Origin of the sequence: Streptomyces sp. NPDC087422 (assembly GCF_044744145.1) — a bacterium.
Taxonomy (GTDB): Bacteria; Actinomycetota; Actinomycetes; order Streptomycetales; family Streptomycetaceae; genus Actinacidiphila.
In genome coordinates this window covers 774969-795751 of the sequence record NZ_JBIUXT010000002.1, presented here as the reverse complement: position 1 = coordinate 795751, position 20783 = coordinate 774969, and the positions used below count along the sequence as shown (strand labels likewise).

The following is a 20783-nucleotide window of genomic DNA, read 5'->3' as shown; positions in this document are numbered from 1 at the left end:
AGGGGAATGTGCAGTGATCACACGTAAGAACATCGCCGTGCTGCTGTCCGCCGCCGTGATGACGGCGGGTCTCGCCATGACCGGCGGGGCCTCGGCCACGGCCGCCGCCGCAGCTCCGGCGAAGGAGAAGGTCAGGCCGGCCGCCGAGTGCGGTGTCCGCTCCGACGGCCGTCTGTACTGCGGCAACAAGGTCGGGGCCAGGGGCTTCGCGGACCGCTCCTACCGCTCGGCGACCCGCGGCACCCTGACCACCGGCTTCAACTGGTTCGTATGCTGGGGCCACGGCGACCCGCACGCGGGCCAGAACGACATCTGGTACTGGACGCAGCTCGACAACGGCGCCTGGGGCAACGTCCCGGCCGTCGACCTCTACACCGGCCAGGACCCGGCGCCCGGCCTGCGGGAGTGCTGAGACCGTTCGCCACTCGGGGATGACCGCCGCCCGGTGCCGCGGGCGCCGGGGGGCCGGGGGGCCGGGGGGCCAGGGTGCCGGGGGGCCGGGGTGCCGGGGGCCGGTCAGAATGGACCGTGACCTCAGAGCAGACCGAGACCCCCGACCCGCGCACCGGCCCGCCGACCACGGGCGGTGAGCGCGAGACGCTGCGCGGCTTCCTCGACTACCACCGCGAGACCCTCGCCATGAAGTGCGACGGCCTCACCGACGACGAACTGCGCCGCTGTTCCATGCCGCCGTCCACCCTCAGCCTGCTCGGGCTCGTCCGGCACATGGCCGAGGTCGAACGCGCCTGGTTCCGCCGGATCATCGACGGCGAGGACATCCCTCTCGTCTGGTCCGCCACCGGCGACTTCCAGGAGGCGTACGACGCCTCCGGCTCCACCCGCGACGAAGCCTTCTCCGCCTGGCACGCCGAGGTCGCCCACTCCCGCCGCATCGAGGGCGCCGCCCCCACCCTCGACCTCGTCGTCCACAACTCCCGCCACGACGAGGACGTTTCGCTCCGCCTGGTCATGCAGCACGTCATCCTCGAATACGCCCGTCACAACGGCCACGCCGATCTGCTCCGCGAGGCCATCGACGGCACCGTCGGCGCCTGACGGCGCCGTTCCGCGTGGGCGCGCTCACCCACCACGCTCCCGCAGGTCACCACCCGCCCCGGGCGGGGCAGTTCGGTTGTTCCCGGACCACCGACCGGTGGGGGCTCGCCGCGCAGTTCCCCGCGCCCCTGAAATGCCCCGCCTTGCGCAAGGCCAGCGACCCTCGTCCTCATCCGCGAGGGCCCGCGCCCCTGACGGGGCGCATTGTCTTTTGTCCGGGCGGTGAGCCGATCTTTTGAGGGGCGCGGGGCTGTGTTTGATGTGCGGCTGCCGCCGCGTGGGCGCGCTCAGCCATGACGCTCCCGCAGGTCACCGCCCGCCCCGGGCGGGGCGGTTCGGTTGTTCCCGGACCACCGACCGGTGGTGGCTCGCCGCGCAGTTCCTCCCCCAGCCTTCGGCCGGGAGGTGCCCCCAGCGCCCCTGACGGGGCGCACTGTCTTTTGTCCGGGCGGTGAGCCGATCTTTTGAGGGGCGCGGGGAACTGCGCGACCAGCCACGGGGTTGGTGCGCCTTTGAGAACCGGCCTCCGTGGGGCAGATGCGGTTGTTTTCGGGCTGGCGGCCCGGCGGGGGTGGGTCGCGGCCCCTGGCGGGGCACGTCGTGGGTGAGGGCGGCGAAGTTCACGGGGCCGCCCGCCGCGCCCCGGTGGTGCCGCCGCTTTCGGTGCGGCGGCACGGGAGTTGGGGCTACCGTCGAAGAGTGACCGGTGTGGAGATTGCGATCGGGTACGTGTGCGCGTGGCTGGTGGCCAAGGCGCGGCGGGTGGCGGGGCGGGCGGACGCGGAGGTGGACCGGGGTCTGGACGCCGGAATGGACCGGCTGCACACGCTGGTCTCCGGAGCGCTGGGGGAGGACCCGGCGCTGGAACGGGCGGCGCGGGAGGCGGACGCCGGGGAGGTGTCCGCCAGGACGCGCCGTCGTCTGACCGACGCGCTGGACGAAGCGGTCGAGCAGGACGGGGAGTTGGCGGAGGCACTGCGCCGCGTCGTTGACGAGGTACGGGCGTTGACGCCCGCCACGGCCTCGGCGGAAGGCGACGGCGTCGCCATCGGGGGAAACGTCGAGATCCGCGCGGACGGCGGCTCGGCCGCCGCCGTACGGATGGGTGACGTGACGATCGGAAACCCCCCGGCGCCGGACCCTCAGGTGCCGGGTCCGCCACAGGGCTGAGCGCACCCGGCGCTCCACCCGAAGAGCCCACGAGGACGCCAACGGCCGTCACGATAACGGCCGTTGACGGCTCCGTCGCGGCCCACACCGTCCACGGCGGACTCCACCAGCACCACCACCCGCCCCCGCGCCCGCCCGCCGCCTGGCCCGTACAGATCGGCGTCGTCCCGCGCGAGGCGGACTGCTTCCAGGACCGCGCGGCCGTCGGCGCCCTGGACGCGGCGCTCACCGACGCCGGTACGGCCGTGGTCGGCCAGGTCCTGACCGGCATGGGCGGCGTGGGCAAGACCCAACTCGCCGCGCGGCACGCCCGGGACGCGTGGCGGTCCGGCCGCCTCGACCTGCTGGTGTGGGTCACGGCGACCAGCCGCCAGGCGGTGGTGGACGGCCTCGCGGAGGCCGCGCAGACGCTGCTCGGGGCGGACCGCGAGGACCCCGAGCGCGCCGCCCGCGCCTTCCTGGCCTGGCTTGAGCCCAAACCCGCCCCGCAAGCGCCGCGTTGGCTCGTCGTCCTGGACGACGTCACCGACCCCGCCGACCTCACCGGCCTGTGGCCGCCCGACAGCCCCACCGGCCGTACGGTCGTCACCACCCGCAGCCGCGACGCCGCCCTCACCGGCCGGGGCCGCCGACAGGTCACCGTCGGCGTCTTCACCGAAGAGGAGAGCGAGGGCTATCTGACCACCGCCCTCGCCGCCCACGACCGCGAGCCGCTGCGCGAACTCATGGCGCTGGGAAGCGCATTGGGCTGGCTGCCGCTCGCCATGTCCCAGGCCACGGCGTACGTCGTGGACGCCGGAATCACCTGCGCGACCTACCGCGCCCGCCTCGCCGACCGCGCCCAGCGCCTCGCCGACCTGCGCCCCACCGCCCTGCCCGACGACCAGACCACCGGCGTCGCCGCCGCCTGGACCCTGTCGCTCGACCGCGCCGACCACCACGCCCCGGTCGGCCTCGCCCGCCCCATGCTCCAACTCGTCTCGATGCTCGACCCCAACGGCATCCCCGAGGCCGTCCTCACCGGCGCCCCGGCGCTCAACTGGCTCGCCCGAGAAGCCCCTTCCCAGGACACGGTCTCCTCCGACGACGCCGTCCGCGCCCTCCGCGTCCTCCACCGCCTCAGCCTCCTCGACCACAGCCCCCGTACCCCGCACCGCGCCGTCCGCGTCCACCGCCTCGTCCAGCGCGCGGTGCGCGACACCTTGACCGAGGCGGAACAGGACGCGCTGGCGCGGGTGGCCGCCGACGGGTTGGTGGAAGCCTGGCCCGAGGTCGAGCGGGACACCGAACTGGCGCAGTCGCTGCGGGCGAACACGGCCGCCGTGATCGGGGTCGCGGAGAAGGCGCTGTACGAGCCCGCGTCGCACGTCGTGCTGCACCGCTACGGCAGGTCCCTGGGAATGGCGGGCCAAGTCTCCGATGCCATCGCCTACTACGCGAACGTCGTACGCGTGTCGCACACGCTTTTGGGCCCCGCCCACCGGCACACCTTGTTCAACCGTGCCGTCCTCGCCAACTGGTACGGGCGGGCGGGAGACGGTACGGCCGCCGCCGCGCTCGGGGAGTGGCTGGAGAGCCCGCATCTGAAGGTGAGCCCCGACGATCCGCTCACGTTCGCCATCCGCAGCGACCTCGCTCACCAGGAAGGCGGCACAGGCGATCCGTCCTCAGCCGTCGCGACGTACGTCGCACTCCTGGCGGACGCCACGCAGGTGCTCGGCCCCGATCATCCGCACACCTTCCTCCTCCGTGCCAGGCTTGCCAACTGGCTCGGCGTGGACAGCAGCGCCGCCGCCGCTGTCACCGCTCTCACGTCGGTGCTGGACGACATGGCCAAGGTGCTCGACCCCGAGCATCGCGACCTCCTTCTCGTACGCGAGCGGCTGGCCCACTGGCAAGCGAAGTCCGCCACTGACCGGACGCGTTGAAGCACCCGCTCCCGCGGCCTCCTCGAACACGAGGTGCCCCCGCCGGTCGGCAACGCGCTCAACCACAACCTCATCACCGACCTTCTGCTCACCACCACGATCACCAAGGCCGACCTGACCTCCTGGCCGACTGACGACGGCGAATAACGACGCCCGCCCGGTGAAGTGGCTTGGTCAGCCCGCCAGTTCGCCGAGGAGCCTCCAGGTGCGCAGGCGGTCCGCCTCGCCCGCGATGTCGGTGCCCGAGAACACCACCTCGGTCGCGCCGGCGTCCCGGTAGCGCCGTACCTCGGCCGCGACCGTCTCCTCGTCGCCGATGACCGCGACGTCGGAGGCGCGCCGGCCGCCGGAGAGTTCGATGGCGCGCGCGTAGGAGGGGATCTGCTCGTAGAAGGCCAGTTGCTCGGTGGCCTTCGCCCGGACCGTGTCGACGTCGTCCGTCACCACGCCGGACACCAGGGCCACGATCCGGGGCGCGGGGCGGCCCGCCGCCCGCGCCGCCGCGGTGACGGCCGGGACGATGTGCTCGCTCAGGGCGCGCGGCCCGGCCAGGTAGGGCAGGATGCCGTCGGCGAGTTCCCCGCTGACGCGCAGGGCCTGCGGCCCCATCGCGGCGACCAGCAGCGGAACACCGCCCTCGGCGCCCGGCACGCGCGCGGGAACCGGGGTGGCGGCGGTGAGCAGTTCGCCGTGGAAGTCGGCGGCACCGGTCTGCGTCAACTGCCGCAAGGCGGTGAGGAATTCGCGCAGGCGGGCCACGGGCCGCTCGAAGGGGATGCCGAATCCGGCCTCGGTCAGCAGCTTGGTGCCGAGCGCGAGCCCGAGGTGGTAGCGGCCGTGCGTGGCCGCCTGGGCGGTCTGGGCCTGGCTGGAGACCAGCAGCGGGTGCCGCCCGAAGACCGGGATCGCGGAGGTGCCGACGTGGAGGCCGGGCACCTCACGTCCGACGATCGCGGCGAGCTGCGGCGAGTCGGCGCCGAAGGTCTGCCCGAACCAGGCCGAGCGCAGGCCGTGGGCCGCGGCCTCACGGGCGAGTTCTACGGTGGCGTCGACCTGGTTCGCCGCCTCGGACGCGTGGAGTGTCACTCCTACAGTCATGGTGGTGAGAACCCCGCGCTCCTGACCAGGTATTCCGCCGAGTGTGACGGCGTCGTGTCAGGTGTGTGAACCGGGGGCGGAAGGACACCGGGCCGGGTCACGGTCGGCCGGCGTCCGGCCCCGCCTGCCCGCCCGCGGCGCGCGTCCGCACCGGCCGACCGGCTCACTTGTGGCGAACCGGTGCCGGGCGCGCGCCCGGCTGTGACACGATCCGGTGAGACCGTGTTCTGGTGGGCGCGGGAACGGACGCCGGGGGGTGGCGGTAGTGCGGTTGAGTATTGCGGCGGTGGACGAGGACGGGGCCGCTGAGCTGCGGGAGCTGTCCGAGTGGCTGCGCACCGACGAGGACGGTCCCGACGAGGTCCGGCTGGCGACGCGGACCGGCGGTAAGGCCGGGGAGATGGGCCCCGTCGAGGTCATCGACCTCGTGCTCACGCACGCCGTGGCCCTCGCCAACCTCGCCGTGGTGTACGCCGGTTGGTGGAAGTCGCGGGCGCCGCGCCCGCCGGGATCGGGCTTCACCTTCACCCGTGAATCCGACGGGCTGACCGTGACCGTGTCGGGGCAGGACGGTTCCGAAGAGGCCGTACGCCGCCTGCTGGCCGTCCTCGCGGAGCCGCAGCAGCCGCCCGCGGGGCCGCCCGAGGTGGAGTAGGGCCGTGGAACTCGCCGACCCGCTCCGCTCGTACGCCGTCCTCATCGGCTCCTCGACCTTCGCCGACCCGGGCCTCGACGACCTGCCGGCCGTCGCGAACAACCTCGCCCGCTTAGGGGAGTTGCTCGAAGACCCCACCGTCTGGGGCCTGCCGCCCGACCGCTGCGTACGGGTCCCGGAACCCGCGTCGCCGGGCGAGGTGCTGGACGCGGTCCACGACGCGGCCCGCAGGACCGAGGACACGCTGCTCGTGTACTACGCGGGCCACGGCCTCAGCGACGCCGACGGCCTGCTGCTGACGCTGCCGTCCACCGACCCCCAACGCCCCTACACCTCGGTCGGTTTCGACTCCGTGCGCCGCGAAGTCCTCACCGCCCGACGGGACGCGAACCGCATCGTGATCCTCGACTGCTGCTACAGCGGCGGCGCGCTCGTCGGCGGCATGAGCAGCGGCGGCGCGGCGAACGCACCGGTCGAGATGGCCGAGCAGACCCGTATCGCCGGGTCGTACCTCCTCACCGCGAGCGCCGCCACCCGCAAGGCGCTCGCCCCGCCCGGCGAGACCTACACCGCCTTCACCGGCGAGCTGATCCGCCTCCTCGACCAGGGCCTGCCCGGCGGCGACTCCCTGATCGAGGTCACCAGCGTCTACGAGCGGCTGCGCGGCGAACTCCTCGCCAAGGGACGGCCGTTGCCGCAGCAGCGGCTGAGCAACACCGGCCGCACGCTGGCCATCGCCCGCAACCGGTACGGGGCGGCGCACGCGGCGCCGCCGCCGTCCGAGACGCTGCCGGGCCCGAAGCCCGCCCCGCCCGCCCTCACGATCCCGGACGACCTGAAGGAGGCGCTGCGAGGAAAGCCCCGCGCCCTCGCGAGGGAGTACGTGCGGTTGGGGCAGACCGAAGGCGGACGCGCGCACGCCCGGGAACTGCTGCGCCTCGCGGGCGCGTTGCGGCCCCCGCAGGAGGTCGCGGCGCTCGTCGCCCTTCTGAACGGGGACAGTTGGGGCATCCCCTTCCAGGAAGTCGCCGCGCGCGGCCCGCAGGCGGTCGTGGAGTGCCTGGAGGCGCTGTACGCGGTGGACGGCGCGGAAGAGGCCCCGCACGGGCTGATCGAGGTGGTGACCACCCAGATCCCCGAAATCGTCGTGGGCACGGTGCGGGCGCTGCGCGCCGCCGGATACCCGGCCGAGGCGGACCGGCTGCTGTCCAGGACGGTCGCGGAGAACGCGTACACCGAGTACGTCCTCGGCCTGCTCGGCGCCCTGTGGTCCGCGGAGCTGGACGCCGACGCCGACCGCGTCCTGGCCGAGGCCACCACCGAGTCGGACGAGGAGGCCGTACGGTTCGCGGACGCGCTGCTGACGATGGGCCGTCGGCAGAAGGCGTTCGAGCTGTACGTGCGGGCCGCGGCGGTCGTCGTCCGAAGGTCGCCGGGCGACCTCATCGGCGTCTTGAAGGCGTTGGACGAGGAGCGGGAGGAGGAGCGGACCGGGGGCCGGCCGCCCGAGGCGGCGGACGCGCGGATCGTCCTGCTCCAGGGATTCGCGACCACCCTGCTGGACACCGCCGTCGCGGAGGCCGAAACACCTGCCGGGCTGGCCGAGTTGTGCGAGGCGCTGTGGAGCGCGGGCATGGAGGGCCGCGCGCTGATCGCGCTCGCGGCAGCCGCCGAGTCGTACGACGCCCCCGCCGTCGTGGAGCTGGCCGACGCCCTCCGCGAGAGCGGCCACGCGGACGGCGTACGCCACCTGATGCGCGCCGCCGCTTTCACGCATCCCGTCGAGACGACCCCCTACTTCGTGGAGGCGCTGCGCGACATGGGCTGGCCGGTGGACGCCAACCGGCTGCTCGCCACCGCCCTGACCCGCTCGCCCGAGGAGATCGCGGCGCTGCTCGCGTCGTTCGGGCCGGGCCGGGAGCGGGACCGCGCCCAACTGGTCACGGCCGTCAACAGCCGCCCGGTCGCCGACCGGCTCCGGCTCCTCAGCGGTCTGCTGGCAGCGCCGGGCGACTACGAGGACTTCCTCGCCTCGGTCGCGCTCCTGCCGGACGAGGACTTCCTGGAGGTCCTGGAGGCGCTGCGCGCCGCCGACGACCCGACCGCCCTGGTCACGCTGTTCCGTTTCCAGATCCGCGCCGACCCGATGGGAGCCGCGAGGCGGCTGCTCTTCCTCATCGACAACGCGGAGGCGTTCGGCGTCGAGAGGGCGGTGCTGGCCGCGCTCGCCGCCAAGGAGCGGGACGGCGACAGCGAGCTGTCGGTCGCCGAGGTGAGCCGTCTGGTCGGTCCGACCGCCGCCCTCGAAGCGCGCGTCTACGCCACCGCCGCGCTGTGGGCCGCCGGATACGGCGAGCAGGTCCGCACCGCCCTGTCCCGCCAGCACTACGTGGCGACAGGCACCTACCTGGTGAGGTGGCTCGTCGCCCTGCACGACCACTCCCTGCCGGAGTGCGTCAACGCGGTCATCGCCAGCCGCTCCCTCACCGAGAGCAGCCCGCCCATCCTGGCCGACCTCGTCGCCGGTCTCGCCGAGGCGGACATGAAGGACGCCGCCACCTTCGCCCTCAAGCGGTACGCCTTCGCTCTCGGCCCCCAACAGGTCAGCGCCCTCGCCCGCCGTCTCGCCCTCATGCCCGCCCTCCCGGCCCCGTCCCGCCGATGACCGTCGCTGTCAGTGGGCCCGTATAACCTCGGGCGCATGCCCGTTGAACGGCGCCGACGCGCGCGGACGTATGAGCCCGACCGGACATGGGGGGCGCTCACCGCGCAGGCGGGGCATCTCCGGTCGGCCGTGAGCGCCCTGACGGGGGAGCGGCTCCAGCGGGAGAGCGGGCTGCCCGGCTGGGACGTACGGACGCTCGTCGCGCATGTCGTACGGCAGACCGTGGTGCTGCCGCGTTACGTGGCCGAAGCCGTGCCCGCCGGGAAAGGGCAGCTGACCGACCTGGACACCTGGGCCGTCTCGACGGCCGGGATCGCCGACCGGCTGGACGCCACGACCAAGGAGGCCGCCGCGGCCATGGGGGACCCGGCCGAGGCGATGGCGGCGGCGGCCGAGGAACTGGCCGGGTGCAGGGAGCGGGCGCTGCGGACGGATCTGGTGGTGCCGGACGTGTTCGGCGGGATGCGGGCGCTGGACTTCACCGTGACGCGGCTCGTGGAGCTGGTGGTGCACAGCGACGACCTGGCGCGGGCGACCGGCGTGGACGTGCCGCTGGACCGGCACGCCGTCGCGGCCGTCGTCCGGCTGCTCGCGGACGCGCTCGCCGTCAAGGCGCCGGGCAACTCGGTGGAGGTCCGCGTCCCGCCGTACGCGGCGGTGCAGTGCGTCGAGGGCCCGCGGCACACCCGGGGCACGCCGCCGAACGTCGTGGAGACCGATCCGCTGACCTGGATCCGGCTGGCGACCGGCCGTACGACCTGGGCGCGGGAAGTGGACGCCGCGACCGTGAGCGCCAGCGGCGAGCGCGCCGACCTGGACGCGTACCTCCCCGTCCTGGGCTGACCTCCCCACCGGACGACGACCCGGCCCCCGGACCGGTGGCACCCGAACGGCGGGGCCCACGTCACATGCCCTTGCCCCGCAAGGCACTACGCGCATAGAACCTGGAGATGCAAGGGTCGCCCGTTCGGACGATGGGCAATCCTGCCCTAGACTCGTGAACGTGCCTCGTGGTGATGGACGACTCAGCCACGACCTGCTCCCCGGTGAGAAGGGCCCCCAGGACGCCTGCGGCGTTTTCGGTGTCTGGGCCCCCGGTGAAGAGGTCGCCAAACTCACCTATTTCGGGCTGTATGCCCTGCAGCACCGCGGTCAGGAGTCCGCGGGCATCGCAGTGAGCAACGGCTCCCAGATTCTGGTCTTCAAGGACATGGGCCTGGTCTCCCAGGTCTTCGACGAGACCTCCCTCGGCTCGCTGACCGGCCACATCGCCGTCGGCCACGCCCGCTACTCGACCACCGGCGCCTCCGTGTGGGAGAACGCGCAGCCCACCTTCCGCGCCACCGCCCAGGGCTCCATCGCCCTCGGGCACAACGGCAATCTGGTCAACACGGCCGAGCTGGCCGAACTGGTCGCCTCCCTCCCGCAGGGCCCGGGGCGGGCCACCAAGGTCGCCGCCACCAACGACACCGACCTGGTCACCGCGCTGCTCGCGGGCCAGGTCGACGACGAGGGCAACCCGCTCTCCGTCGAGCAGGCCGCCACGAAGGTGCTGCCGCAGGTCAAGGGCGCCTTCAGCCTCGTCTTCATGGACGAGCACACCCTGTACGCGGCCCGCGACCTCCAGGGCATCCGCCCGCTGGTCCTCGGCCGGCTGGAGCGCGGCTGGGTCGTCGCCTCCGAGACCGCCGCCCTCGACATCTGCGGCGCCAGCTTCGTCCGGGAGATCGAGCCCGGCGAGCTGATCGCCATCGACGAGAACGGCCTGCGCACCTCCCGCTTCGCCGAGGCCGCCCCCAAGGGCTGCGTCTTCGAGTACGTCTACCTCGCCCGCCCCGACACCGACATCGCCGGGCGCAACGTCTACCTCTCCCGCGTCGAGATGGGCCGCCGTCTCGCCAAGGAGGCCCCGGTCGACGCCGACCTGGTGATACCGACTCCGGAGTCCGGCACCCCGGCCGCCGTCGGGTACGCCGAGGCCAGCGGTATCCCGTACGGCTCCGGGCTGGTCAAGAACAGCTACGTCGGCCGTACGTTCATCCAGCCGTCGCAGACCATCAGGCAGCTCGGCATCCGGCTCAAGCTCAATCCGCTCAAGGAAGTCATCCGCGGCAAGCGCCTGGTGGTCGTGGACGACTCGATCGTCCGCGGCAACACCCAGCGCGCCCTGGTCCGGATGCTCCGCGAGGCGGGCGCCGCCGAGGTGCACGTACGGATCTCGTCGCCGCCCGTGAAGTGGCCCTGCTTCTTCGGCATCGACTTCGCCACCCGCGCCGAACTGATCGCCAACGGCATGACCGTGGACGAGATCGGCACCTCGCTGGGCGCGGACTCGCTCGCGTACATCTCCATCGACGCCATGGTCGAGGCGACCACCATCCCCAAGGACAACCTCTGCCGCGCCTGCTTCGACGGCGTGTACCCGATGGACCTGCCCGACCCGGAGCTGCTGGGCAAGCAGTTGCTGGAGACCGAACTGGCCGGTGGCGCGGACGCCGCGGACGCGCTCCGCCGCCCGTAGGCTCCGCGGCAGCCACGCAGCCCTCCGCACGAACGACACGAAGGTTCCCCAGCTATGTCTGAGTCAACCGGCGCCGCCTCCACCGGCGCTGACTTCTCCGGTGCCAGCTACGCCTCCGCGGGCGTCGACATCGAGGCCGGCGACCGTGCCGTCCACCTGATGAAGGAGTGGGTCCGCAAGGCCACCCGCCCCGAGGTGGTCGGCGGGCTCGGCGGCTTCGCCGGACTCTTCGACGCCTCCGCGCTCAAGCGGTACGAGCGCCCGCTGCTCGCCTCCGCGACCGACGGCGTCGGCACCAAGGTGGACATCGCCCGCCGTATGGGCGTCTACGACACGATCGGCCACGACCTGGTCGGCATGGTCGTGGACGACCTCGTGGTGTGCGGCGCGGAACCGCTGTTCATGACCGACTACATCTGCGTCGGCAAGGTCTACCCCGAGCGGGTCGCGGCCATCGTCAAGGGCATCGCCGAGGGCTGTGTGCTCGCGGGCTGCGCGCTGGTCGGCGGCGAGACCGCCGAGCACCCGGGGCTGCTGGCCGCGGACGACTTCGACGTGGCGGGCGCGGGCACCGGAGTGGTCGAGGCCGACCAGGTGCTGGGCGCGGACCTGATCCGGCCCGGTGACGCGGTCGTCGCCATCGAGTCGTCGGGGCTGCACTCCAACGGCTACAGCCTGGTCCGGCACGTGCTGTTCGACCGGGCGGGCTGGTCGCTGGACCGGCAGGTGCCGGAGTTCGGCCGCACGCTCGGTGAGGAGCTGCTGGAGCCGACGAAGATCTACTCGCTGGACTGCCTGGCGCTGACCCGTACCACCGAGGTGCACGCCTTCTCGCACATCACCGGCGGCGGGCTCGCCAACAACCTGGCGCGGGTCGTCCCCGACCACCTGCGGGCCACCGTCGACCGCTCCACCTGGGAGCCCGCGCCGGTCTTCGGACTGGTCGGGGAGCTGGGCGGGGTCGAGCGCCTGGAGCTGGAGAAGACGCTGAACATGGGCGTCGGCATGATCGCCGTCCTGCCGCAGGAGTCCGTGGACGTCGCGCTCGCGACCCTCGCCGACCGGGGCGTCGGGGCCTGGGTGAGCGGCGAGATCACGGCACGCGAAAGCGGCACGGCGGCCGTCGAACTGACCGGCGACTACGCGCGGTAGAGCGGTGGGGTCCTCAGCGCCGACGAGCCGACGACGAAACCCGGTCCGGGGCGGGACCCCCGAACCGGGCCGACGTGACATGCGGTGATGTGCGTCTACGTGACAGGTGTCAAGCGTGACGGCGCTGGGGGGATGACTCGGACTCGTCGTCCTCGTCCCCGTCGTTGTTGTAGCGATCCGCGTACTGTGCGTACGGGTCGTCATCCTCGTCGTCATCGTCCTCGACAGGCTCCGGATTGACCGGAAGCGGTGACGATGCGCCCAGCTCGTCGGCCAGACGTGAGAGATCCGTGCCGCCGCTGTTGTACTTCAGCTGGCGGGCGACCTTCGTCTGCTTGGCCTTGGCCCGGCCGCGCCCCATGGCTCGACCCCCTTAACGGCGGGGCTCAGCGGCCCCGAGTCTTGACACGCGTTCATGATTCGGAGCGGCCTCCCCGGAGAGAGACCGGTCCGTAGGCCCACAACGGTACCTGCTTCCGACGCCGCACGGTACGTCGCCCGCACGACACGCGTCGGAACAGGGGTCGTTCACGGCCCTGTTCTGCCTGGTCAGGGCCGATTTTACCTTCTTCTAGCGCGAACTTGCTATCGGGCCGTGCTGTGGGTCACGCGGACCCCTCCGGACGCAGCCATTCCGAAGCCGGTGTACGGTCCGCGATCCGCTGTTCCGCGAGCCTGTCCGCGGCCACGGCCGGGGGGACGCCGTCGGTCCTGGCCCGGTCGAAAATGGCCAGAGTCGTGTCGTAGATCTTCGTGGCCTTGGTCTTCGCGCGGTCAAAATCAAAACCGTGCAGCTCGTCCGCGACCTGGATCACGCCACCGGCGTTCACCACGTAGTCCGGCGCGTAGAGGATGCCGCGATCGGCGAGGTCCTTCTCGACGCCGGGGTGGGCGAGCTGGTTGTTGGCCGCGCCGCAGACCACCGTGGCGGTCAGCGCGGCGACCGTCGCGTCGTCCAGGGCGCCGCCGAGCGCGCAGGGCGCGTACACGTCGAGCGGGGTGCGCACCAGCACCTGCGCGTCGCTCACCGAGGTGACCCGCGGGTGACGGGCGACGATCCGGTCGACGGCGTCCGCGCGGACATCGGTGATCACGACCTCGGCGCCGTCCTCCAGCAGGTGCTCCACCAGGTGGTGGCCGACCTTGCCGACGCCGGCCACGCCGACCCGGCGGCCGCGCAGCGTCGGCTCGCCCCACTGGGTCTTCGCGGCGGCGCGCATGCCCTGGAAGACACCGAAGGCGGTGAGCACGGAGGAGTCGCCGGCGCCGCCGTTCTCCGGCGAGCGGCCGGTCGTCCAGCGGTTCTCGCGGGCCACGACGTCCATGTCCGCGACATACGTGCCGACGTCGCACGCGGTGACGTACCGGCCGCCGAGCGAGGCCACGAACCGGCCGTAGGCGAGCAGCAGTTCCTCGGTCTTGAGCGTGTCGGGGTCGCCGATGACGACGGCCTTGCCGCCGCCGTGGTCGAGCCCGGCGAGCGCGTTCTTGTACGACATGCCGCGGGAGAGGTTGAGCGCGTCCTCGACGGCCTCCTCGTCGGAGGCGTAGGCGTGGAAGCGGGTGCCGCCGAGGGCCGGGCCCAGGGCGGTCGAGTGGAGCGCGATGACGGCCTTGAGGCCGGTTGCGCGGTCCTGGCACAGGACGACCTGCTCGTGCCCGCCCTGTTCCGATCGGAACAGTTTGGCGAGGACGGTCGACGCGGTGGAGCCGGTCGACTCGACTGACGAGGAGCGGTCGGTCTGTCGTACGTCGGTCACGGTGGTGACTCCCATAGTCCAGTTTTTCCGGGCGAACCCGGTTGGCCTTGCTGGCCTCCGGCTCCCCGTGCGGGTGGCGGGAGGCCGGATATGCAGAAGGGTAGGCCCTGGGCGGGCGATCATGGGACCGCGTACATGTGTGGGTTTCCGGTGATCCCGCGACGGTTTTTCACAGTGGCCGGGATCACCTCCGGGGCGGGGGGTCGCGTGGGACGATCGGAGCATCAAGGCCGTGACGAGGGAGCGGGTGTGGGCGGTTCACCGGTACTGGTCCCGTACGCGGCCTATTTGCGGGTCTACGAGCCCCTGGCGGCCTTTCCAGAGCCCGAACGCACCCACTGGTACCGGTATGCGTCGGCCGGGCTGACGCGTACCGCTCAGGACGAGCTACGGCAGTCCCTGGCCGACCTCCTGCCGGTGCCCCCGGTGGCCGTCCCGGTGCACGAGAGCGGCGACGCCTTCGTGGCCGTGGTCTCCGGTGTCACCCACATCTGCCCCTGGCGCACCCGGCTGCGCGGCTGGCTCGCCCTGGAGAACGTGGGGGAGCTGCTGCCCGAGCCGGTGCTGGACGCGATGCTGCCGCCGGTCGTACGCCGGCAGGCCGCCGCCGACCACGAGAGCTGGCGGGAGCGGAATCCGGACGCCCGGCCGTGGATCCGCTCGGCCACCTGGCACGTGCCGGTGCGCTGGTTCGCCCTCGTCGGGGACGACGAGCGGGAGTACGAGCCGTCGGGCGCGGGGGAGTCGAAGGAGCCGCTGCTGCGGTACCGCACGCCCATGGTCCAGGCCAGGCGGCGGGTCGCGCGGGCGCTGCGGGTGCTCAAGGACGCCCTGGACGAGGGCCCGTTGATCGACGGGCTGATCGATGTGGGGCGCTGGCTCGAGGAGTTCCACCCGCGCTCGCTGGTCGAGCTGGACTACGGCGGCCTGGTGCACGTGATGGGCCAGGACACGCTCGCGGAGGACCACTCGGCGGCCGATGTGGCCGAGGGGCTCGCCGCGCTGCGGGCCGGGGACTCGGCGGCGGCCGGGGTGGCGTACGAGCGGCTGACCGACCGGTGGCGGGCGGTCAGGGAGCTTCAGTTCTCCAGTTGAGGGCAGGCGGGACGTGACGCGGGTCACGGTCGGGACTCCGGCGGAATGTGCGCCGAAGCTCTGGCCCTGGCATCGACTCCGCGTTCGACGCATGGGCCGATGTGACCTTCGGCGCAGGGTTCGCGGGTCCTCTGTTGTCTCGTTGTGTCTCTTCCGCCTCTCAGCTTGCCTTTTGGCATCGAGAGCGGCGGTAATGGCCCAAGCGTGACGGAGAGCACGTAAGCGGACTCTTGCCTGCATCACCATGTCTCGTGTCAAAATGGGACATCGGGTCCTCCTCGGACTCGTTTCGAAGGTGGGGATGGGGCAGATGATCAGGTTGTGACTGATCGTCACGTTGGTGTGACTGTCCGCTATGGCATGGTCCATCGGCTTCCGCCGAGCTTGAACACCTGAGAGGGCAATTCCATCGGTTTGGCCGACGAGGCTGGACGGATGGTGTAGTTGTAGTGCCGAGGACAAGCCGTTCGTCCTATTACCGACTCGGCCCGCGTCTGCCATTTCGGGCAACGTGGGTCAAGGTGCAGAATTTAGAGGAAAGAACCGCGTTGGTTCGGTTCTCTCGAGGAGGCCGCTCATGACCGCTCGCACCCCTGATGCCGAGCCGTTGCTAACCCCTGCTGAGGTCGCCACCATGTTCCGCGTCGACCCGAAGACGGTCACGCGCTGGGCAAAGGCCGGCAAGCTCACATCCATCCGCACGCTCGGCGGGCACCGCCGCTACCGCGAGGCGGAGGTCCGCGCGCTGTTGGCGGGCATTCCGCAGCAGCGCAGCGAGGCCTGACAGCCCTTTTGGGCGGCTAACGGGGCCCCCACCCCATACGTCGCCCGGCCCGAAGGCCACCTGCCCCCATCAGGGACGCCGGAGGGAGCTACGAGCTCTACCAGCTCCACCCAGCTTCACCAAGACCGCATCGGACTCCGCCGGGTCCGATGCGGTCTTTTTCGTGCCCGCGGCGGCCCGGGGCGGCGCCGGGGCGGCGCGGGGTCATGTGGGGCCGCGCGGGCGGTTTGTGGGCGTTCCGTGCGCGCCGGGGGCGTGGTCTGTGGGGTCCTGGGGGCGGTTGCGTGCTAGCGCCGGAGTCGTCCCCAGGGAGGTGCAATTGCACATATTAAATCGAGAGCCTTCCGGAGGGCGTCGAGTTCCCCACTCCCGAAACGGGTTTCCGTGACTCCCGTCACACGCCGGGCTCTTGTGGATCTTGATCCCCGTGCGCTAATGAACTCCCCCCGGTGCGGAGGGAGTAGGCCGAGAGCGCTCTCCGCGCCGACGCCGGTGCCCCGCCCGCGGCGGTACGAGGAGGCCGTAGCGGGCGCGGCTTCGGGGGACAGCGAAAGGGCCCGCACCTTGAGGAGGCACGGGCCTTGCGACGTACTGTGGTGCGGTCTGCGGGGACAGCGAAAAGACCCGCACCTGAGCAGGTGCGGGCCTAGTGGCAGACGGTACGGCGGTCCTGACGGGATTTGAACCCGCGGCCTCCACCTTGACAGGGTGGCGAGCACTCCAAACTGCTCCACAGGACCTGGTGTCACAGCCTGTTGGGCTCGGCTGCGAGACAGACTGTACAGCAGGTCAGGGGGTGGGGTCGAACTCGTTGCCGGGGGGCGGCCGGGCGGTGCGGGGCGGTCAGGCCCAGGCGTCGTCGAGGGCCTTGAAGACGCGTTTGTCGGAGACCGGGAACGCCGTGCCCAGCGCGTGCGCGAAGTAGCTGACGCGCAGCTCCTCGATCATCCAGCGGATGTCCCGCACCGCGGCCGGCACCGGCCGCCCGGCCGGCTGGGCGGCCAGCAGCTCGCCGTACTCGGCCTGGATCTCCCGGACCTTCTCCATCCGCGTGGTGTCCCGCTGGACCCCCGTCGGCATCTGCTGGAGGCGGCGGTCGACGCCGACCAGATACCGCATCAGGTCGGGCAGCCGCTTGAGCCCCGCCTCGGTCACGAAACCGGCGTGCACCAGGCCCGCGAGCTGCTCCCGTACGTCCTGGAGGTTGGCGACCAGCGCGAGGCTCGTGGTGTCCTTCAGGCGCCGCTCGCAGGACTGCCAGGCGGCCAGCACCTGCTGGACCCGCTGGACGCTGCGCGAGGTCAGCTCGACCAGATCGGCGCGGACCGCGTCGTACAGCTTGCGGAAGGACTCCTCGTCCCACGCGGGCCCGCCGTGGTCGGCGATCAGCCGGTCGGCGGCGGCGGTCGCGCAGTCCTCGAAGAGCGCCTGCACGCTGCCGTGCGGATTGCGCGAGAGCGCCAGCTTCTGCTGGTTGGACAGCTTGTCCGCGGCGAACTTCGCCGGATTCACCGGCACGTTGAGCAGGATCAGCCGCCGTGTGCCCCGCCACATCGCCGCTGCCTGCTCCGGCTCGGTGTCGAAGAGCCGTACGGCCACGGTGGCGCCCTCGTCGACGAGCGCCGGGAACGCCTTGACGGGCTGGCCCGCGCGCCGCGCCTCGAAGGTGCGCGGCAGCGCGCCGATCGTCCAGTCGGTGAGCCCGGTGCGCTGCTGGACCGAGGCCAGCGCGGGGTCGGAGGCCGACTCGAAGGCCCTGGTGATCGCCTCCCGCGTCTTCGGCTTCAGCCGCAGCCGCAGCGCGTCCAGGTCCTTGTCCTCGGCGAGCTTGCGGCGCCGCTCGTCCACCACCCGGAAGGTGATCTTCAGATGCTCGGGCACCTTGCCGAGGTCGAAGTCCTCCCCGGTGACCGGCACCCCGACCATCTTCTGCAACTCCCGCGCCAGCACGGACGGCAGGGGGTCGGGCCCGGCGACCGCGCGCTCCAGGAACTTCTTGGCGTAGTTCGGCGCGGGGACGTAATGCCGGCGGATCGCCTTGGGCAGCGAGCGGATCAGCTCGGTGACGACCTCCTCGCGCAGGCCCGGGATCTGCCAGTCGAAGCCGTCGGCCGAGACCTGGTTGAGGACCTGGAGCGGGATGTGGACGGTGACGCCGTCGGCGTCGGCGCCCGGTTCGAACTGGTACGTGACGCGGAATTTGAGCGCGCCCTGCCGCCAGGAGTCCGGGTAGTCGTCCTTGGTGACGGCCTCCGCGTTCTCGTTGATCAGCATGGAGTGCTCGAAGTTCAGCAACTCCGGCTCTTCGCGCCGCTTCTGCTTCCACCAGGAGTCGAAGTGGGCGCCGGAGACGACGTCCTCCGGCAGCCGCGCGTCGTAGAAGTCGAAGAGCGTCTCGTCGTCCACGAGGATGTCGCGGCGCCGGGCGCGGTGCTCCAACTCCTCGACCTCGCCGAGGAGTTTGCGGTTGTCGTGGAAGAACTGGTGGTGGGTGCGCCAGTCGCCCTCGACCAGCGCGTTGCGGATGAACAGCTCGCGGGAGACCTCGGGGTCGATCCGGCCGTAGGTGACCTTGCGCTGGGCGACCAGCGGGACGCCGTAGAGGGTGACGCGCTCGTACGCCATCACGGCCGCCTGGTCCTTCTCCCAGTGCGGCTCGCTGTAGGTGCGCTTGACCAGGTGCTGGGCCAGCGGCTCCACCCACTCCGGCTCGATCCGCGCGTTGACCCGCGCCCACAGCCGGGAGGTCTCCACCAGCTCGGCCGACATGATCCAGCGCGGCGGCTTCTTGAACAGCGCCGAGCCGGGGAAGACGGCGAATTTCGCGCTGCGGGCGCCCAAGTACTCGTTCTTGTCGGTGTCCTTGAGCCCCAGGTGCGACAACAACCCCGCCAGCAACGACTGGTGGACCCGTACCGGATCGGCCGCGTCGTCCTCGGACCTGGGCTCGGTGACCGTGATGCCCAGGGACTTGGCGACCGTACGGAGCTGGCTGTAGATGTCCTGCCACTCGCGGATGCGCAGGTAGTTCAGGAACTCCGAGCGGCACATGCGGCGGAAGGCCGACGAGGACAGGTCCTTCTGCCGGTCGCGGACATAGCCCCACAGGCTGAGGAAGGACAGGAAGTCGCTGGTCTCGTCGCGGAAGCGGGCGTGCTGCTGGTCGGCCTGCGTCTGCTTGTCCGCGGGGCGTTCGCGCGGGTCCTGGATGGACAGCGCCGCCGCGATCACCATGACCTCGCGCGCGCACCCGTTGCGGTCGGCCTCCAGCACCATACGGGCGAGCCGCGGGTCCACCGGGAGCTGCGAGAGCTTGCGGCCCAGCGGGGTCAGCCGCTTGCGCGGGTCCTTCTCCTTGGGGTCCAACGCGCCCAGCTCTTCCAGGAGTTGGACACCGTCCTTGATGTTCCGGCTGTCCGGCGGGTCGATGAAGGGGAAGCGCGCGATGTCGCCGAGCCCGGCCGCCGTCATCTGGAGGATGACCGAGGCCAGGTTGGTGCGCAGGATCTCGGCGTCGGTGAACTCCGGCCGGGACAGGAAGTCGTCCTCGTCGTACAGCCGGATGCAGACGCCGTCCGACGTACGGCCGCAGCGGCCCTTGCGCTGGTTGGCGCTGGCCTGGCTGATCCGCTCGATCGGCAGCCGCTGCACCTTGGTGCGGTGGCTGTAGCGGGAGATCCGGGCGGTGCCGGGGTCGATCACGTACCGGATGCCGGGGACGGTCAGCGACGTCTCGGCGACGTTCGTGGCCAGCACGACGCGGCGCCCGCTGTGCTGCTGGAACACGCGGTGCTGCTCGGCCGACGACAGCCGCGCGTACAGCGGCAGCACCTCGGTCGAGCGGAGGTTCTTCTTGGTCAGGGCGTCCGCGGTGTCGCGGATCTCGCGCTCGCCGGAGAGGAAGACCAGGATGTCGCCCGGCCCCTCGGCCTGGAGTTCGTCGACCGCGTCGCAGATCGCGGTGATCTGGTCGCGGTCGTCGGCCCCCTCGTCACCGTCCGCGCCCTCGTCGGCCAGCGGCCGGTAGCGGACCTCCACCGGATACGTCCGGCCGCTGACCTCGACCACCGGCGCGTCCCCGAAGTGCCGGGAGAAGCGCTGCGGGTCGATCGTCGCCGAGGTGATGATCACCTTCAGGTCCGGGCGGCGCGGCAGGAGTTGGGCCAGGTAGCCGAGGATGAAGTCGATGTTGAGGCTGCGCTCGTGCGCCTCGTCGATGATGATCGTGTCGTACGCGCGCAGCTCGCGGTCGGTCTGGATCTCGGCGAGCATGATGCCGTCGGTCATCAGCTTGACCAGCGTGGAGTCGCCGACCTGGTCGGTGAAGCGGACCTTCCAGCCGACCGCCTCCCCGAGCGGTGTCGCCAGCTCCTCCGCCACGCGCTCGGCGACGGTACGGGCCGCGATCCGGCGCGGCTGGGTGTGGCCGATCAGGCCGCGCACCCCGCGGCCCAGCTCCAGGCAGATCTTCGGGATCTGCGTCGTCTTGCCCGAGCCGGTCTCGCCCGCGACGATCACCACCTGGTGGTCGCGGATCGCCGCCAGGATGTCGTCCTTCTTCTGGCTGACCGGCAGCGCCTCGGGATAGCTGATCCTCGGCACGGCGGCGCGGCGGGCCGCCAGCCGCGCCTCGCCCTTGTCCATCTCGGCGGCGATCTCGGCCAGCACCGCGGCCCGCGCCTCCGGCTTGCGGATACGGCGGGCGCCGTCGAGCCGGCGGCCGAGCCGCTGCTCGTCGCGCAAAGTCAGCGACGGCAGCCGTTCGGCGAGATCAGCGGAGGTGGGTTGGGTAGACATACGCGGTCCAGGATCGCATCTGCGGCGGGCGCGCGGCGAACGCATTTCCCCGCGGCGGTACGCACGGTGACGGTGGGGCGCATGGCGCACGGGAACGACGTA

At 71.9% G+C, this 20783-nt stretch carries 15 protein-coding genes and 1 tRNA gene; 11 read left to right on the top strand and 5 right to left on the bottom strand.

The window, feature by feature from the left end:
• The first annotated feature begins 13 nt into the window (after positions 1-13).
• The 4 genes from ACIO6U_RS09300 to ACIO6U_RS09285 all read left to right on the top strand — a co-directional run bounded on the left by ACIO6U_RS09300 (position 14) and on the right by ACIO6U_RS09285 (position 4154).
• Positions 14-412, top strand: coding sequence for a hypothetical protein (locus ACIO6U_RS09300; RefSeq protein WP_391159372.1), 399 nt, complete (start codon positions 14-16; stop codon positions 410-412).
• A gap of 116 nt (positions 413-528) precedes the next feature.
• Positions 529-1056, top strand: a complete 528-nt coding sequence (locus tag ACIO6U_RS09295; RefSeq protein ID WP_391130444.1) for a DUF664 domain-containing protein — start codon at positions 529-531, stop codon at positions 1054-1056.
• Between the two features lie 708 nt (positions 1057-1764).
• Positions 1765-2226 carry a hypothetical protein gene (locus ACIO6U_RS09290; protein WP_355336145.1) on the top strand — a complete coding sequence of 154 codons (462 nt, stop codon included), beginning with the start codon at positions 1765-1767 and terminating at the stop codon, positions 2224-2226.
• 245 nt (positions 2227-2471) lie between these two features.
• Positions 2472-4154 carry an NB-ARC domain-containing protein gene (locus ACIO6U_RS09285; protein WP_401716933.1) on the top strand — a complete coding sequence of 561 codons (1683 nt, stop codon included), beginning with the start codon at positions 2472-2474 and terminating at the stop codon, positions 4152-4154.
• A gap of 174 nt (positions 4155-4328) precedes the next feature.
• Here the strand turns inward: ACIO6U_RS09285 and ACIO6U_RS09280 are convergent, their stop codons facing one another.
• The gene (locus tag ACIO6U_RS09280; protein ID WP_401717185.1) at positions 4329-5285 is read right to left on the bottom strand and encodes a TIGR03564 family F420-dependent LLM class oxidoreductase; all 957 of its coding nucleotides are present in this window, start codon (positions 5283-5285) and stop codon (positions 4329-4331) included.
• A 253-nt stretch (positions 5286-5538) separates the two neighbouring features.
• On the opposite strand from ACIO6U_RS09280, the gene ACIO6U_RS09275 reads away from it, so the two are divergent.
• The 5 genes from ACIO6U_RS09275 to purM all read left to right on the top strand — a co-directional run bounded on the left by ACIO6U_RS09275 (position 5539) and on the right by purM (position 12245).
• On the top strand, positions 5539-5907 hold the full coding sequence (locus ACIO6U_RS09275) for a hypothetical protein (RefSeq protein WP_355336154.1): 369 nt from the start codon (positions 5539-5541) through the stop codon (positions 5905-5907).
• Between the two features lie 4 nt (positions 5908-5911).
• Complete coding sequence (locus tag ACIO6U_RS09270) at positions 5912-8572, top strand: caspase family protein (protein ID WP_401716931.1); 2661 nt, start codon at positions 5912-5914, stop codon at positions 8570-8572.
• A gap of 36 nt (positions 8573-8608) precedes the next feature.
• Positions 8609-9415: a sterol carrier family protein gene (locus ACIO6U_RS09265; protein WP_355336158.1), complete on the top strand. Its 807-nt coding sequence runs from the start codon at positions 8609-8611 to the stop codon at positions 9413-9415.
• Between the two features lie 160 nt (positions 9416-9575).
• Positions 9576-11093 carry an amidophosphoribosyltransferase gene (gene purF / locus ACIO6U_RS09260; RefSeq protein WP_355336160.1) on the top strand — a complete coding sequence of 506 codons (1518 nt, stop codon included), beginning with the start codon at positions 9576-9578 and terminating at the stop codon, positions 11091-11093.
• Between the two features lie 54 nt (positions 11094-11147).
• Entirely contained in the window at positions 11148-12245 is a 1098-nt protein-coding gene (gene purM / locus ACIO6U_RS09255) for a phosphoribosylformylglycinamidine cyclo-ligase (RefSeq protein WP_355336161.1), read from the top strand.
• A gap of 109 nt (positions 12246-12354) precedes the next feature.
• Here the strand turns inward: purM and ACIO6U_RS09250 are convergent, their stop codons facing one another.
• Both ACIO6U_RS09250 and ACIO6U_RS09245 read right to left on the bottom strand, forming a co-directional pair.
• Positions 12355-12606: a DUF3073 domain-containing protein gene (locus ACIO6U_RS09250; RefSeq protein WP_355336163.1), complete on the bottom strand. Its 252-nt coding sequence runs from the start codon at positions 12604-12606 to the stop codon at positions 12355-12357.
• A 244-nt stretch (positions 12607-12850) separates the two neighbouring features.
• On the bottom strand, positions 12851-14005 hold the full coding sequence (locus ACIO6U_RS09245; protein ID WP_401716927.1) for a Leu/Phe/Val dehydrogenase: 1155 nt from the start codon (positions 14003-14005) through the stop codon (positions 12851-12853).
• Positions 14006-14254: 249 nt separating this feature from the next.
• Here ACIO6U_RS09245 and ACIO6U_RS09240 point away from each other — a divergent pair, with 249 nt between their 5' ends.
• Together ACIO6U_RS09240 and bldC are read left to right on the top strand one after the other, a co-directional pair.
• Positions 14255-15100: a hypothetical protein gene (locus tag ACIO6U_RS09240; protein WP_401716925.1), complete on the top strand. Its 846-nt coding sequence runs from the start codon at positions 14255-14257 to the stop codon at positions 15098-15100.
• A 577-nt stretch (positions 15101-15677) separates the two neighbouring features.
• Positions 15678-15884, top strand: a complete 207-nt coding sequence (gene bldC, locus ACIO6U_RS09235) for a developmental transcriptional regulator BldC (RefSeq protein ID WP_003949541.1) — start codon at positions 15678-15680, stop codon at positions 15882-15884.
• 665 nt (positions 15885-16549) lie between these two features.
• Here bldC and ACIO6U_RS09230 read toward each other — a convergent pair.
• Together ACIO6U_RS09230 and hrpA are read right to left on the bottom strand one after the other, a co-directional pair.
• A tRNA-Asp gene (locus ACIO6U_RS09230) sits at positions 16550-16624 on the bottom strand.
• A 103-nt stretch (positions 16625-16727) separates the two neighbouring features.
• A complete protein-coding gene (gene hrpA, locus ACIO6U_RS09225; RefSeq protein WP_391159393.1) occupies positions 16728-20681 on the bottom strand; it encodes an ATP-dependent RNA helicase HrpA in 3954 nt (1317 codons plus the stop codon).
• Between the last annotated feature and the right edge of the window lie 102 nt (positions 20682-20783).

Coding starts and splice junctions, on each gene's coding strand:
- ACIO6U_RS09265 (WP_355336158.1), top strand. CDS start 8,609: ATGCCCGTTGAACGGCGCCGACGCGCGCGGACGTATGAGCCCGACCGG.
- purM (WP_355336161.1), top strand. CDS start 11,148: ATGTCTGAGTCAACCGGCGCCGCCTCCACCGGCGCTGACTTCTCCGGT.
- ACIO6U_RS09250 (WP_355336163.1), bottom strand. CDS start 12,606: ATGGGGCGCGGCCGGGCCAAGGCCAAGCAGACGAAGGTCGCCCGCCAG.
- bldC (WP_003949541.1), top strand. CDS start 15,678: ATGACCGCTCGCACCCCTGATGCCGAGCCGTTGCTAACCCCTGCTGAG.
- hrpA (WP_391159393.1), bottom strand. CDS start 20,681: ATGTCTACCCAACCCACCTCCGCTGATCTCGCCGAACGGCTGCCGTCG.